This is a genomic window from Avibacterium sp. 20-129 (assembly GCF_026226845.1).
GTDB lineage: Bacteria > Pseudomonadota > Gammaproteobacteria > Enterobacterales > Pasteurellaceae > Avibacterium.
In genome coordinates this window covers 1,475,992-1,490,438 of sequence record NZ_JAKKOE010000001.1, presented here as the reverse complement: position 1 = coordinate 1,490,438, position 14,447 = coordinate 1,475,992, and the positions used below count along the sequence as shown (strand labels likewise).

The following is a 14,447-nucleotide window of genomic DNA, read 5'->3' as shown; positions in this document are numbered from 1 at the left end:
GATAACGTGAAACCCGTTTTTATGCTATTATTTTAGTAAATTTTTTTGATTTAGGAGGCAAAAATGTCAGAAATACAACAACTTCAACCTAATTTATTATGGAAATGGTTTGATCAAATTTGTGCAATACCTCACCCATCTTATCACGAAGAAGCACTCGCCAATTTCATTGTAAATTGGGCAAAAGAAAAACACTTTTTTGTTGAGCGTGATGAAGTCGGAAATATTCTCATCCGTAAACCTGCCAGCAAAGGAATGGAAAATCGCCCATCGGTTGTGCTACAAGCACATCTTGATATGGTGCCACAAGCGAATGAAGATACCCCACACAATTTCCAAACCGATCCCATTCAACCTTATATTGATGGTGAATGGGTTACTGCCAAAGGCACAACCTTAGGTGCAGATAATGGTATTGGTCTTGCTTCTGCGCTTGCCGCTTTAGAAGAGGAAAACCTTGCTCACCCAGAGTTAGAAGTTTTGCTTACAATGACCGAAGAACAAGGTATGGAAGGCGCAATTGGTTTACGTCCAAATTGGCTCAAAAGCCAAATTATGATCAATACCGATACGGAAGAAAATGGTGAAATTTATATTGGTTGTGCCGGTGGGGTTAATGCTGATCTTAATATTCCGATCCAACAAATAGAAAATACTTATACGCACAGCTATCAACTCGTACTAAAAGGCTTACGTGGTGGGCATTCTGGCGTAGATATTCATACAGGGCGTGTTAATGCGATTAAAACTTTAGTACGTTTTCTTGCTCATCTACAACAACATTACCCACAAATTAATATTGCTATTAGCCAGCTTAATGGGGGCTCAGTGCGTAACGCCATTCCTCGTGAAGCATTTGTTACCTTATGTTTTGATGGTGATATAGCGCCATTACAAAGTGCGGTAGAAAATTTTGCAACATTATTAAAAACGGAATTAGCCATTGCCGAACCTCATCTCCAATTATTTTTACAACCCACAGAAAAACCACAAACAATTTTAGACCGCACTTCACAAAATAAGGTTATTAATTTATTAAACGCCCTACCAAACGGTGTAATCCGCAATAGTGATGCCGTAGAAAATGTGGTGGAAACCTCGTTAAGTTTAGGTTTAATAAAGAGTGAAAATAACCACCTTCACGCAACAATTTTAATCCGTTCATTAATTGAAAGTGGTAAACACTATGTGCAAGAAACCTTACAATCTTTAACTGAACTTTGTGATGCGGAAGTGGCATTTTCTGGTGATTACCCCGGTTGGGAACCTCAGCCAGAAAGCAAAATTTTAGCCTTAACAAGCCAAATTTATGCTGACATTTTAGGTTATAAACCTGAAATTAAAGTGATTCACGCAGGATTAGAATGTGGATTATTGAAAAAAATCTATCCAAATTTAGATGTTGTGTCTATCGGCCCAACCATCATTAACGCCCATTCTCCTGATGAGAAAGTGCATATCCCTGCCGTACAAACCTACTGGCAATTACTCACCAGAATTTTAGCTGAAGTGAAGTAATTCATTAAAACATAAGTGCGGTGGAAAATTTGGATATTTTTTACCGCACTTTTTATTTAAAAAATTAAACTAATTCTTTCGATTTTCTCGTTTGATATACAACCAAAATTGAGAAAATAATTGCGGCCATAACGGAGAGTAAATCAGCGCCAACCCAGAAATATGCGAGAGAATCGAAATCATAAATTTTATTACCAGCCGAATCAATCACCGTAGTTTTATCAATCATAAAACCTGTTAAAAATTCACCAGCCGCTGCCCCCGCATAACCAAAAACGCCCATCATTCCTAATGCAATTCCTGACGCTGATTTGTGGGAAATATCTGTTGCTAATAAACCACCTAAGAAACAAAGTTGAATACCTAAAGTAATACCAAAAACAGAAAGTGCGGTAATAGCAAGCCAAGTGTTACCTGCTGGTGCAAATAAAAATGCGGCAAGAGACAGTGCATTAAGTAAACTCACCACTATCGTCATAATATTTCGCTTACCTTGCAAGAAACGATCTGATAACCAACCTGAAACGATCGTCCCTAAAATTCCAACAATACTATTTACGCTAATGATTGATGCGGCTTCTAATGTTGTATAACCTTTTCCATTTTCAAGGAAAAATACCCCCCAGCTATTTACACCATAACGACCAATATACATACAGCAAGAAGCCACTGCTAACACCCAAATAGCGGGGTTTTTAATCACATCCCATTGATGTTTTAATACTTCTTTATTGTCTAACTCTTTGGTTTGTTTATCCATTGTAATAATAGGTTTAAAGCCACAAGCAGCGGGTGAATCTTTCATAAACATTATTGCAACTAGCACGCCCAGTAATCCCATAATACCAGCAAAACTGAAGCCAAAACGCCAACCGAAAGTGGTAATAATTGCGGCAGTAACGACGAAAGTTATTCCTTCACCAACATTATGGGCTACAGACCAAAATCCGTAGTAAGAACCTCGTTCTTTGTCATCATACCAACGTGAAAGTGCAACTACACAAGGTCCAACTCCCATTGATTGTACCCAGCCATTAAATCCCCAAATAATGGTAAGAAAAATTGCACTTGTCGTCATTCCCATTGCAAAATTACATAGTGCAGAGAAAAATAATCCTACAGAAAGGTAACGTACAATATTAGAATGATCTGCTGCGGCACTATTTACAAACTTACCAACAGCATAGGTAATAAAAATAGCAGAGCCTATCACGCCAAGTTCCGTTGGGGTCAAAATATTATTATTTACTAAGGCAGGTTTAGCAACATTGAAAGATAAACGACAAACATAATAAATAGCATAAGCAAAAGAAAATGCCCAGAAACTTTTCATTCTTGTGCTTTTAAACATTGCTTCAGTATAACCTTTAAGCGGAATAGCTGGGCTTGCTTTAAAGAAGTTTAAAATAGACATTGTATTTTTCTCCTAAAAAGTTAAGGTTCGAATAGATTCAAGTTTATTAAATATGCCTTGACAACTGGCAAGTATATAATTTCCTCTTAGTAATCCATCATTGGCTAAAAAATCATTGGTTTGGCCACCAGCTTCTTGAACTAATAAAATACCTGCAAGACAATCCCATGCATTAATATGCGGTTCAAAATATCCAATGAGTCTACCTGCGGCAACATAGGCCAAAGTTAATGCGCCTGAACCATTACGGACAAACATACCTCCTTCTTTTAGTACCTGATCGATAACCGGCACAAACATACTCGGCGGAACACGATGAGACATTCCTAACCCGACTAATCCTTCTTGTAAAGAAATCACTTTTGATGTCGATAAAGGAACCTCATTCACAAAAGCCCCTTTACCTTTTATTGTGTGAAAAAGTTCTTTATGTAATGGATCATAAATGAGTCCAATGACGATTTCCTGTTTGTAAAGCACCGCAATGGAAATACACCACGCTTGTAAACCATATAAAAAAGGACTTGTGCCATCTATGGGATCAACCACCCAACAAAAGTCCTTATCAAGTCCATCCGCTCCTGATTCCTCACCTAAAAAACCATCATTTGGAAAGTGAATTTTTAATGCTGTTTTTATCTCTTTTTCAACATTTTGATCAGCTATGCTTACTAAATCTTGCGCTTCGCCCTTTTTATGTTGAATATTAAGTTTATCTCTATTTAAGTAAAATGAGAGCGCTATTTCCCCCACATTCTTAATGAGTTCTTTTGCAAAAACATAACGCTGCTGTATATGGTTATTCATATATTCCCCCTTTTTTCACATTCAATAAAATTAGAACATATATTTCAAAATATAAAAACTTCAAACTTTTTATTTTGAGATATGTTTCACAAAATATTTTCAGGGGGTCTTTGGATAGAAAAAGAAAAACCACCCGAAGGTGGTTTTTTAAATGCGGTTAAATTAGCGTTTGTTTTTGACTAATTTTTCGGTCAGTTCGTAAGCACGGAGTTTAGCTAATTCTTTAGAAAGTTTAGCTGCAAGCAATTCATAATTAGCATCTTTTGCTGAAGAAACAATATTCTCTTCTGCCTGACGTTTCGCTGCTAAAATACGATCTGCATCAAGCTCTTTACCTCGAATTGCCACATCCGCAAGGACAGTAACGACATTCGGTTGAACTTCTAAAAAGCCACCAGAAACATAGATAACTTCTTCATTGCCATTTTCTAAGGTCAATTTGACGATACCCGGTTTAATTGCCGTTAATAATGGGGTATGGCCCGGTAAAATACCAAGCTCCCCTTCAATCCCTGTGGCTTGAATGCTTTTTACTTTACCTGTAAAAATGCTTTCTTCTGCACTTACAACCGTTAAATTTAATGTTGCCATTGTGATTCTCCTTCAAGTTTTAATCTGGCTTGAAGTGATTACATATTTTTGGCTTTTTCTAGCACTTCATCAATAGAACCAACCATATAGAACGCCTGTTCTGGAATATGGTCATATTCACCTTCTAAAATACCTTTAAAACCGCGAATGGTATCTTTTAATGATACATATTTACCCGGTGAGCCTGTGAATACTTCTGCAACGAAGAATGGTTGTGATAAGAAACGTTCAATTTTACGCGCACGTGCAACCACAAGTTTATCTTCTTCTGAAAGCTCATCCATACCTAGAATAGCAATGATATCTTTTAATTCTTTATAACGCTGTAAGATACCTTGTACGCCACGAGCTACATCATAATGTTCTTGACCAACAACGAGTGGATCTAATTGACGAGAGGTTGAATCAAGTGGATCTACCGCTGGGTAAATACCTAATGAAGCAATTTGACGACTTAATACAACGGTTGAGTCTAAGTGAGCAAAGGTTGTCGCTGGTGATGGGTCAGTCAAGTCATCAGCAGGGACATAAACAGCTTGCACAGAGGTAATAGAACCTGTTTTGGTTGAAGTAATACGCTCTTGTAATGCACCCATTTCTTCTGCAAGTGTTGGTTGGTAACCTACCGCAGATGGCATACGTCCAAGTAATGCGGATACTTCTGTCCCTGCAAGAGTATAACGATAGATATTATCTACGAAAAATAAAACATCACGTCCTTCATCACGGAATTTTTCTGCCATCGTTAAACCCGTTAATGCAACACGCAGACGGTTACCCGGTGGCTCATTCATTTGTCCATAAACAAGAGAGACTTTATCTAATACGTTAGATTCTGTCATTTCGTGATAGAAGTCGTTACCTTCACGAGTACGTTCACCTACCCCTGCGAATACGGAGTAGCCAGAGTGTTCAATCGCAATATTACGAATTAATTCCATCATATTTACGGTTTTACCAACACCTGCACCACCGAATAGACCAACTTTCCCCCCTTTTGCAAATGGGCAGATTAAGTCGATAACTTTGATCCCTGTTTCGAGTAATTCCGTGCTGTTTGCTTGTTCTTCATAACTTGGGGCGGCACGGTGAATAGACCACGTTTCTTCCGCACCAATAGGGCCTTGTTCATCAATAGGTTCACCAAGTACGTTCATAATACGTCCTAGTGTTTTTGTTCCTACTGGAACAGAAATTGGTTTACCTGTGTTAGATACGGATAAACCGCGTTTTAAACCATCTGATGAACCCATTGCGATACAACGTACAATTCCACCACCTAATTGTTGTTGCACTTCAAGTACTAAGCCTGTTTCAACATTTAACGCATCATATACTTTTGGTACAGCATCTTGTGGAAATTCAACGTCAATAACCGCACCGATGATTTGTACAATTTTTCCAGTTGCCATTATCGATCCTCTCTACTTAAATTGCTGCTGCACCAGCAACAATTTCATTCAATTCATTTGTAATACTTGTTTGGCGAGCTTTGTTATAAACTAATTGCAAGTCTTTAATTAAATTACCTGCATTATCAGTTGCTGCTTTCATCGCCACCATTCTAGCTGCTTGTTCAGAAGCCAAATTTTCAACTACCGCTTGATAAACTTGAGATTCTAAATAACGAACTAATAAACTATCTAACAATATTTTTGGTTCAGGTTCGTAAATGTAATCCCAAGATTGGGTATGTTCACCTAAATCATCATTGTCTAATTCAGGCAAAGGAACAAGTTTTTCTAAAGTAGGTTTTTGCGACATTGTGTTGATGAACTTATTATAAGCAATGTAGATAGCATCTAGTCTGCCTTCTCTATAAGCATCAAACATCTGATTTGCCGTACCAATTAACTCTTCAACAGAAGGCGTATCACCCATACCTGAATGTTGAGCCTCAATATTCAAGCCAAGAGATTGGAAAAAACCGATACCTTTCGCACCAATTAAGCCTAGTGAAACTTCCACTTGTTTTTCTTTCCAACCTTTAATTTCTTGAAGTGCGGTCTTAAATAAGTTGATATTTAAACCGCCACATAATCCACGATCTGTTGAGACAAGTAAGATACCTACTTTTTTTACTTCTCGTTCTACCAAAAACGGATGTTTATAACCAATACTGGCTTTTGACACGTGGCTAATTACACGGCGTATTGCATTTGAATACGGACGTGAAGATGACATTCGATCCTGCGTTTTACGCATTTTCGACGCAGCAACCATTTCCATTGCCTTAGTAATTTTTTGTGTACTTTGAACACTGGAAATTTTGGTTCTTATCTCTTTTGCACCTGCCATTGATTTTCTCCGTTATGTGAATTACCAAGCGCTGTTTGCTTTGAAATTATCTAAAATTGCTTGCAATGTCGCTTTGATTTCATCGTTATAATCGCCAGTTTTGGTTAAACCATTCATAAAGTCTGCATAATTATGTGCTGCATACTCTAAAAGGGCAGATTCAAAAGATGCAATACGATCTAACTCAACATCTTCTAAATAACCGAATTCAACGGCAAATAGAACTAATGCTTGTTGTGCAACGCTTAATGGAGAATATTGTTTTTGTTTCAATAATTCTGTTACTTTCTGACCGTGAGAAAGTTGTTTACGGGTTGCATCATCAAGATCTGAAGCAAATTGAGCAAAGGCGGCTAATTCACGATATTGCGCAAGTGCGGTACGAATGCCTCCAGCCAATTTTTTAATGACTTTAGTTTGCGCCGCACCACCTACACGAGATACCGAAATACCTGGGTTTACCGCAGGACGAATCCCTGAGTTAAACAAGTTAGACTCTAAGAAAATCTGACCATCGGTAATAGAAATTACGTTGGTTGGAACGAAAGCGGATACGTCCCCTGCTTGGGTTTCAATAATTGGTAATGCCGTTAAAGAACCTGTTTTACCTGTTACTTTACCCTGCGTGAAACGCTCAACATATTCTGCATTAACACGAGATGCACGCTCAAGTAAGCGAGAATGTAAATAGAATACATCACCCGGGAAGGCCTCACGACCCGGTGGACGACGTAATAATAATGAAATTTGACGATAAGCTACTGCTTGTTTTGATAAATCATCATAAACAATGAGAGCATCTTCACCACGGTCACGGAAATATTCTCCCATTGCACAGCCTGAATAAGGGGCAAGATATTGGAGTGCAGCAGATTCAGATGCAGATGCCACAACAACAATGGTATTTTGTAATGCGCCGTGTTCTTCTAATTTACGCACAACGTTTGCAATGGTTGATGCTTTTTGACCAATCGCCACATAGATACATTTAATACCAGAGTCTTTTTGGTTAATAATGGCATCAATCGCTAATGCAGTTTTACCTGTTTGACGGTCACCGATAATTAATTCACGCTGACCACGACCAATTGGTACCATTGAATCCACTGCTTTATAACCCGTTTGAACAGGCTGATCAACAGATTTACGATCAATAACACCCGGCGCAATCACTTCTACTGGTGAATAGCCATCGTGTTCAACTTCACCTTTTCCATCAATTGGCTGACCAAGCGTATTCACTACTCGGCCTAATAAACCTCGACCTACTGGTACTTCAAGAATACGTCCTGTACATTGAACTTCCATTCCTTCTGAAAGATCAACATAAGGTCCCATCACTACCGCACCTACTGAATCACGTTCTAAGTTAAGTGCCATAGCATAACGATTACCGGGTAATGCAATCATTTCCCCTTGCATTACATCGCTTAGCCCATGAATACGAATAACCCCATCACTAACAGAAACAATGGTTCCCGTATTACGAGGCTGGCTTACTACATTAAACTCGGCAATGCGTTTTTTAATTAATTCACTAATTTCAGTTGAATTTAGTTGCATCTTTTATTCCTCTTATAATTGCAACTCATTTGCTAGACGAGCCAATTGACCTCGGCTACTTCCGTCAATGACAAAATCATCAGTACGAATAATTACACCTGCAATCAGGGTACTATCAATGCTGCAATTTAATTTAACTTTACGAGCAAGTTTCTTTTCCATTGCTACAGCAATTTTATCTTGTTGCTCTTTACTTAATGGTTGAGCTGAGACAACATTCACTTCTGCAATGGCTTGATGTTCTCTGACATAATGTTGGAACTGTGCAAATACTGCAGGAAGTACAGTTAAACGCTTATTTTCAGCCATTAACCGAATCAAATTTTGCCCATATTGATCAAGTTGGTCGCCACAAATTGAAATCACCGTATCAGCAACGCTATTGGCAGATAAATCGCTAGTAAGAAAATTTTGCATCTCTTGATTTTCAACCACTTGAGAAACAAAACTTAACATTTCTGTCCATTTTTCTACCGCACTTTTATTTTGCGCTTGCTGTTCAACGGCAAAATCAAATGCTGCTTTTGCATAAGGGCGAGCTATGGTAGTTAATTCTGACATAAGCTCAACCTTCCTATAATTCTGCAACTAATTTATCAATAATGTCATTGTTTGCCGCTTCATCAACTGTACGACCCACAATTTTCTCAGCACCAGCAACGGCTAAAGAAGCAACTTTTGCACGTAATTCTTCTTGAACACGTTTACGCTCTGATTCAATTTCAGCATGACCTTGTTCAATAATTTTTGCTTTCAATGCTTCAGCTTCTGCTTTTACTTCTTCAAGAATTTCATTACGGCGTTTATTCGCTAAATCCACAATTTCTTGAGCTTGAAGTTTTGCTTGATTCATTTCTTGTTCAATCAAAACTTTTACATCAGCCTGTTCTTTTTTTGCTACTTCTGCCGAGCTTAACGCATTTGCGATTTGGCTTTGACGTTCTTCAATCGCCTTAATAATCGGGGGCCAAACGTATTTCATACAAAATAATACGAAAAGCACAAAGGCGATAGTTTGCCCGATTAATGTTGCGTTAATATTCACAACGGTCCTCCTAACTTATTAGTTATTAACTCTTTACCTAGTAAAGAATTATCCGTTATGCGCCTAATAATGAAGCAAATGGATTTGCAAATGCAAAATATAAACCAATACCTACAGCAATCATTGCGATAGCATCAAGTAAACCAGCAACAATAAACATTTTTGTAAGCAATGAGTTAGCTAATTCAGGTTGGCGAGCAGCTGATTCTAGGTATTTACCACCAAGAATACCAAAGCCAATTGCCGTTCCCAATGCAGCAAAAGCAAACATAATTGCAGAAGCAATGATTGTTGCACTAATTACAGTTTCCATAGTTTTCTCCGTTTGATTAAAAATGGGCTGGGCCCGTTAAAGTTAAAAGAAATTAATGTGCGTCTGATTTATTATAAGCAATGCTTAAATAAACAACCGTTAACATCATAAAGATAAAGGCTTGTAGTGTAACAACTAAAATATGAAAAATAGCCCACGCAAGATGTAATGGAATCCCCAAACTCGCTACAAACATATTAGCTGAATACATTACGGCAATAAGAATAAAAATTAATTCCCCTGCATACATATTACCGAATAAACGTAATGCTAAAGAAACAGGTTTAGAAATCAATGTTACTGTTTCAAGAACAAAATTGACTGGAATAAATGCCCAATGATTGAATGGGTGCATCGTATATTCTTTGACTAACCCAGAAAAACCTTTTGACTTCACTGTGTAATATAAAATTAAGCAAAAAACACCCAATGCTAGCGCAAAAGTAATGTTCATATCCGTAGTAGGCACCGCACGCAATGGGATATGATGATCACCTGAAAGCATTGCAGCAATTTGTGGTAAGTAATCTACTGGCAATAAATCAATGGTATTCATAATAAATACCCAGACGAAAATAGTAAGTGCTAAAGGTGCAACAAAATCTCTACTTCCATGGAAATTTTCTTTTACCACACCATTAACCCACTCAACTAAAATTTCTACTGCGGCTTGTAACTTACTTGGAACTCCGGTTGTTGCTTTTTTTGCCACTCGACGGAATAAATACAAGAAAATAATTCCAGTAACAATTGAGAAAAGAAGAGAATCAAGATTAAATGACCAAAAACCTTCTCCCGATGAAAGATAAGTTAAATGGTGTTGGATATATTCAATCGATGTTTGAGATGAACCTTCCGCTGACATATGTTTTCCTATGAATTTATTGTAGTGTGATGACTAAAAAGCAACGGAAGCAAATTATTGGCAATAATAACGCCGAAGTAGCCAGAAAATAATGGCAAGGGCAATATAGGGTTTAAGTTCAATAAACAAATTGAAAATAAAATCACCGTTATGCCAAATTTGATCCCTTCACTTTGGTATAAACGTTTTACTTGTTGCGATAAGTCTTTTTTGTTTTTACTAAACATTATCCACAAAAAGCAAAGTTGCGGAACAAATGCACATATCATTCCAGCAAATAAGGATAAAAACTGTGCATCAGTAAGTAATAAAAAAGCACTCAACGTGAGCAAACTAATGAGTAATCCTTCAATGACTAAAATACGATAATATTGTTTTCTTGTTTGTTGTAGAATTTTTGACATCGTATTGATTACTTATAAAAAATCATCTTATAAAATCGAAATAAATTATACAATTCCCACGATTTTATGCAATAGCTAAGCTGACAAAAAAGCACAGCAATGCTAAATATTCTGTCAGAAGTTATTACGGTTTTTTTATCCCGATCACGCTTTCTTTGTTAGTAAAACCAAATGCCGTTCCCCTACTAATTCAGGTACGGCTAAAGGCACAATCTTATTAACCTGAATTGATGGGCTTAACGCCGATGCTTCTTGAGGTTGATAAATACCTTTCAAAGCATAAAAAATGCCTTGTTGATTGAGTAAATGAATACACCAATCCGTCATATCTTTAAGCGAGGCAAAAGCACGACTTAATACGCCATCAAAGCGTTCCTCAGGTTGATATTCTTCCACTCGACTCAATACGGGCGTAACATTGGTAATGCCTAGCTCTCGCAGCGCATTACGAATAAAACTAATGCGTTTGCCTAAGCTATCTAACAACACAAAGGTTTTATCTGGGTTGACAATGGCTAAGGGTAAACCGGGTAAACCGGGGCCTGTTCCTACATCAATAAAACGTTCACCTTGTAAGTAAGGACTGACAACAAGGCTATCCATAATATGCTTGACGAGCATATCTTGCGGATCTCGCACAGAAGTGAGATTGTAAGCCTTGTTCCATTTATCTAGCAAAGCCACGAGCTTAACTAACTGCGCTTTTTGCTGATCGCTCACAGAAAGTGCGGTGCTTTTTAGCAGAAAATTTAATTTTTCTTTAAGTTCTTCAATGTTAGCCATTATTCACCACGCTTTAACATACCTTGTTTTTTCAGGTTCACCAATAAAATAGAAATTGCCGCAGGAGTTACCCCTGAAATACGGCTTGCTTGTCCAATAGAAGTAGGACGATGTTGGATTAATTTTGACCGCACTTCATTAGATAATCCAGATACCGCATCATAATCAAAATTATCGGGAATTTCTGTATTTTCATAACGTTTTTGACGTGCGATTTCTTCTTGCTGATGTTCAATATAACCTTGATATTTGATCGCAATTTCTACTTGCTCAGCGGCTTCTTTATCTTCAATCGCAGGGGCAAAAGGGGTTAATTGCGTAAGAGATTGATAATTCACTTCAGGGCGACGTAATAAATCTTCACCACTTGCTTCACGGCTTAATGGACTATTGAGCAACGCATTCGCTTGTGCTAAATGTTCAGAACGAGGGTGCAACCAAATACTACGTAAACGCTGGCGCTCTAATTCAATATTTTCCATTTTTTGATTAAAACGCACCCAACGTTTTTCATCAATTAAGCCAAGTTTGTGCGCCGTTGGGGTTAAGCGAATATCCGCATTGTCTTCACGTAACAATAAACGGTATTCTGCACGAGAAGTGAACACTCGATAAGGCTCTTTTGTTCCTAAAGTACAAAGATCATCAACTAACACACCAATATAAGCCTGATCACGATGTGGATACCAACTGTCTTTGCCCTGAACATAAAGTCCCGCATTGATGCCCGCTAATAAGCCCTGTGCAGCAGCTTCTTCATAACCTGTGGTACCGTTAATTTGTCCGGCAAAAAATAACCCGTTAATGGCTTTTGTTTCTAGGGTCGGTTTTAAATCACGCGGATCAAAATAATCATATTCAATGGCATAACCCGGTTTGATAATGCGTGCATTTTCCAGCCCTTTCATTGAATTCACAATGCCCATTTGCACATCAAATGGCAAACTGGTTGAAATACCGTTTGGATAAACTTCATTTGAAGTCAAACCTTCAGGCTCAAGATAAATTTGGTGAGAATTACGTTCAGCAAAACGCATTACCTTATCTTCAATAGAAGGACAATAACGTGGGCCAATGCCTTCGATCACGCCTGCATACATTGGGCTACGATCTAAATTATTCCGGATCAATTCATGCGTTTGTTCATTTGTATGGGTGATATAGCAAGGAATTTGGCGAGGATGTTGATCCACCGATCCCATAAAGGAAAAAACAGGTAATTTTTCATCGCCATGTTGTTTTGCGAGTACATCAAAATTAATTGTCCTCGCATCAATACGCGGTGGTGTGCCTGTTTTTAAACGATCTACGCGTAAGTTAAGATCACGCAAGCGATGAGCTAAACTCACTGAAGCCGGATCCCCAGCACGACCGCCTGCATAATTTTCCATTCCAATGTGGATCTTACCCGATAAAAATGTTCCCGCAGTTAAGATCACGGATTTAGCTCGAAATTTTAATCCCATTTTGGTTTCTACACCAGATACACGATCCTGTTCGATCAAAATATCCGTAACCTCTTGTTGGAAAATATCTAAATTTGGTTGGTTTTCAAGTGCGATCCTAACTGCTTGGCGATACAACACGCGATCCGCTTGAGCACGGGTAGCACGTACCGCGGGGCCTTTGCTGCTATTTAACGTACGAAATTGAATACCGGCTTGATCCGCAGCCGTTGCCATCAAGCCTCCCATTGCATCAATTTCTTTTACCAAATGGCCTTTACCAATACCACCAATGGCAGGGTTACAAGACATTTGCCCTAATGTATCCACATTGTGGGTTAATAATAAGGTTTTTAATCCCATTCGTGCTGGTGCAAGCGCTGCTTCAGTTCCTGCGTGTCCACCACCAATAACAATCACATCATAATTTTCCGTATAAAACATAATAACCTTAATTGCGTGATAAATTTGATCTTCATAAAAGTAACCGCGTATTCTACATCAAATTGATCATTGCTTAAATCGAAGATTGAAGATCCCGTGAATTTTGTTTACAAGATCAAAGGATCAAGAAAAATGATCGTTGCTTATAAATATAAGATCTCTTTTTATATATAAAGATCTTATTATGATAATTATTAGGATCGATGATCTTTGTGAATAAGGGGAAAATTTATTTAAAAATAAAGGAGTTAGATCCTTTTTAAAACTGTTTAGATCACCGCTTGATCTTGCTGTATATCTTGTGAGTAAAAGCAAAAGTTATCCACAGATAATCGTTAAGGTATTTTTATTTACAGAGTAAATACAATATTTAGACAAGTTTCTTCTTAGTTATCCACAGATGAAATTTAAAGAGATCATAAAAAGCAAGGAAGCGATCTGATGAAATGATCATCAGATCTAAGGTTAAAGATGAGATAAAAAAGTCGGGATCCAATCTTCGGCATATTGTTCTTGATCGTCCACAGCAAGAACATCAATTGTTAAAGGATCACAAATTTGTTGCGCACTTTGTTCAGTTAAATGGTCTTGTACAATGTTTACCGCATTACAGAAAGTATCATAATCGGAATTTCCTAACCCGATCACCGCAAAGCGCAAATGGGATAAATCTGGCTTTCGTAGCTTAATTTCATCAAATAATGGTTTCAAATTATCGGGTAATTCTCCCGCTCCGTGAGTTGAGGTTACAATAAGCCAAAGGGGTTCATTGGCCACCTCGGCAAAATGAGGCCCGTGAAAAAGTGCGGTACAAATTTGTTGTGTTTCTAATACTTGTTGTAGATGTTCTGCGACATATTCTGCGCCACCTAATGTACTACCGCTAATTAAGCATACTTTATTATTCATTTTTACTCCTAAAAAATAAGGCTTAGATAATCACCTAAGCCTCTATTT

At 37.8% G+C, this 14,447-nt stretch carries 15 protein-coding genes; 1 reads left to right on the top strand and 14 read right to left on the bottom strand.

Annotation, left to right across the window (positions count from 1 at the left end; genetic code table 11):
• Window positions 1–63 precede the first annotated feature (63 nt).
• A complete protein-coding gene (locus L5B90_RS07100) occupies window positions 64–1,518 on the top strand; it encodes an aminoacyl-histidine dipeptidase (RefSeq protein WP_265762474.1) in 1,455 nt (484 codons plus the stop codon).
• A 64-nt stretch (window positions 1,519–1,582) separates the two neighbouring features.
• Here the strand turns inward: L5B90_RS07100 and L5B90_RS07095 are convergent, their stop codons facing one another.
• The 14 genes from L5B90_RS07095 to mioC all read right to left on the bottom strand — a co-directional run bounded on the left by L5B90_RS07095 (window position 1,583) and on the right by mioC (window position 14,399).
• Window positions 1,583–2,932 (bottom strand): MFS transporter, encoded by a 1,350-nt coding sequence (locus tag L5B90_RS07095; protein ID WP_265762473.1) that lies wholly within the window; start codon window positions 2,930–2,932, stop codon window positions 1,583–1,585.
• Between the two features lie 12 nt (window positions 2,933–2,944).
• Window positions 2,945–3,739 carry an inositol monophosphatase family protein gene (locus tag L5B90_RS07090; protein WP_265762472.1) on the bottom strand — a complete coding sequence of 265 codons (795 nt, stop codon included), beginning with the start codon at window positions 3,737–3,739 and terminating at the stop codon, window positions 2,945–2,947.
• Between the two features lie 162 nt (window positions 3,740–3,901).
• Window positions 3,902–4,330 (bottom strand): F0F1 ATP synthase subunit epsilon, encoded by a 429-nt coding sequence (locus tag L5B90_RS07085; protein ID WP_250351234.1) that lies wholly within the window; start codon window positions 4,328–4,330, stop codon window positions 3,902–3,904.
• 38 nt (window positions 4,331–4,368) lie between these two features.
• Window positions 4,369–5,742, bottom strand: coding sequence for a F0F1 ATP synthase subunit beta (atpD, locus tag L5B90_RS07080; RefSeq protein ID WP_250363804.1), 1,374 nt, complete (start codon window positions 5,740–5,742; stop codon window positions 4,369–4,371).
• Window positions 5,743–5,758: 16 nt separating this feature from the next.
• The gene (gene atpG, locus L5B90_RS07075) at window positions 5,759–6,628 is read right to left on the bottom strand and encodes a F0F1 ATP synthase subunit gamma (RefSeq protein ID WP_250351236.1); all 870 of its coding nucleotides are present in this window, start codon (window positions 6,626–6,628) and stop codon (window positions 5,759–5,761) included.
• Window positions 6,629–6,649: 21 nt separating this feature from the next.
• A complete protein-coding gene (atpA, locus tag L5B90_RS07070; protein WP_250351237.1) occupies window positions 6,650–8,191 on the bottom strand; it encodes a F0F1 ATP synthase subunit alpha in 1,542 nt (513 codons plus the stop codon).
• Between the two features lie 12 nt (window positions 8,192–8,203).
• Window positions 8,204–8,752, bottom strand: a complete 549-nt coding sequence (atpH, locus tag L5B90_RS07065) for a F0F1 ATP synthase subunit delta (protein WP_250351238.1) — start codon at window positions 8,750–8,752, stop codon at window positions 8,204–8,206.
• 13 nt (window positions 8,753–8,765) lie between these two features.
• Window positions 8,766–9,236, bottom strand: a complete 471-nt coding sequence (atpF, locus tag L5B90_RS07060) for a F0F1 ATP synthase subunit B (RefSeq protein ID WP_250351239.1) — start codon at window positions 9,234–9,236, stop codon at window positions 8,766–8,768.
• 55 nt (window positions 9,237–9,291) lie between these two features.
• Window positions 9,292–9,549 carry a F0F1 ATP synthase subunit C gene (atpE, locus tag L5B90_RS07055; RefSeq protein WP_250351240.1) on the bottom strand — a complete coding sequence of 86 codons (258 nt, stop codon included), beginning with the start codon at window positions 9,547–9,549 and terminating at the stop codon, window positions 9,292–9,294.
• Window positions 9,550–9,601: 52 nt separating this feature from the next.
• Window positions 9,602–10,414, bottom strand: a complete 813-nt coding sequence (gene atpB, locus L5B90_RS07050) for a F0F1 ATP synthase subunit A (protein WP_250351241.1) — start codon at window positions 10,412–10,414, stop codon at window positions 9,602–9,604.
• 8 nt (window positions 10,415–10,422) lie between these two features.
• Complete coding sequence (locus L5B90_RS07045; protein WP_265762471.1) at window positions 10,423–10,818, bottom strand: ATP synthase subunit I; 396 nt, start codon at window positions 10,816–10,818, stop codon at window positions 10,423–10,425.
• 144 nt (window positions 10,819–10,962) lie between these two features.
• Window positions 10,963–11,601 (bottom strand): 16S rRNA (guanine(527)-N(7))-methyltransferase RsmG, encoded by a 639-nt coding sequence (gene rsmG, locus L5B90_RS07040; protein ID WP_265762470.1) that lies wholly within the window; start codon window positions 11,599–11,601, stop codon window positions 10,963–10,965.
• On the bottom strand, window positions 11,601–13,490 hold the full coding sequence (gene mnmG / locus L5B90_RS07035; protein WP_265762469.1) for a tRNA uridine-5-carboxymethylaminomethyl(34) synthesis enzyme MnmG: 1,890 nt from the start codon (window positions 13,488–13,490) through the stop codon (window positions 11,601–11,603). Before mnmG ends, rsmG begins: the two co-directional genes overlap by 1 nt.
• A gap of 465 nt (window positions 13,491–13,955) precedes the next feature.
• Complete coding sequence (gene mioC, locus L5B90_RS07030) at window positions 13,956–14,399, bottom strand: FMN-binding protein MioC (protein ID WP_250363809.1); 444 nt, start codon at window positions 14,397–14,399, stop codon at window positions 13,956–13,958.
• Window positions 14,400–14,447 lie beyond the last annotated feature (48 nt).

Coding starts and splice junctions, on each gene's coding strand:
- L5B90_RS07100 (WP_265762474.1), top strand. CDS start 64: ATGTCAGAAATACAACAACTTCAACCTAATTTATTATGGAAATGGTTT.
- L5B90_RS07095 (WP_265762473.1), bottom strand. CDS start 2,932: ATGTCTATTTTAAACTTCTTTAAAGCAAGCCCAGCTATTCCGCTTAAA.
- L5B90_RS07090 (WP_265762472.1), bottom strand. CDS start 3,739: ATGAATAACCATATACAGCAGCGTTATGTTTTTGCAAAAGAACTCATT.
- L5B90_RS07085 (WP_250351234.1), bottom strand. CDS start 4,330: ATGGCAACATTAAATTTAACGGTTGTAAGTGCAGAAGAAAGCATTTTT.
- atpD (WP_250363804.1), bottom strand. CDS start 5,742: ATGGCAACTGGAAAAATTGTACAAATCATCGGTGCGGTTATTGACGTT.
- atpG (WP_250351236.1), bottom strand. CDS start 6,628: ATGGCAGGTGCAAAAGAGATAAGAACCAAAATTTCCAGTGTTCAAAGT.
- atpA (WP_250351237.1), bottom strand. CDS start 8,191: ATGCAACTAAATTCAACTGAAATTAGTGAATTAATTAAAAAACGCATT.
- atpH (WP_250351238.1), bottom strand. CDS start 8,752: ATGTCAGAATTAACTACCATAGCTCGCCCTTATGCAAAAGCAGCATTT.
- atpE (WP_250351240.1), bottom strand. CDS start 9,549: ATGGAAACTGTAATTAGTGCAACAATCATTGCTTCTGCAATTATGTTT.
- atpB (WP_250351241.1), bottom strand. CDS start 10,414: ATGTCAGCGGAAGGTTCATCTCAAACATCGATTGAATATATCCAACAC.
- L5B90_RS07045 (WP_265762471.1), bottom strand. CDS start 10,818: ATGTCAAAAATTCTACAACAAACAAGAAAACAATATTATCGTATTTTA.
- rsmG (WP_265762470.1), bottom strand. CDS start 11,601: ATGGCTAACATTGAAGAACTTAAAGAAAAATTAAATTTTCTGCTAAAA.
- mnmG (WP_265762469.1), bottom strand. CDS start 13,490: ATGTTTTATACGGAAAATTATGATGTGATTGTTATTGGTGGTGGACAC.
- mioC (WP_250363809.1), bottom strand. CDS start 14,399: ATGAATAATAAAGTATGCTTAATTAGCGGTAGTACATTAGGTGGCGCA.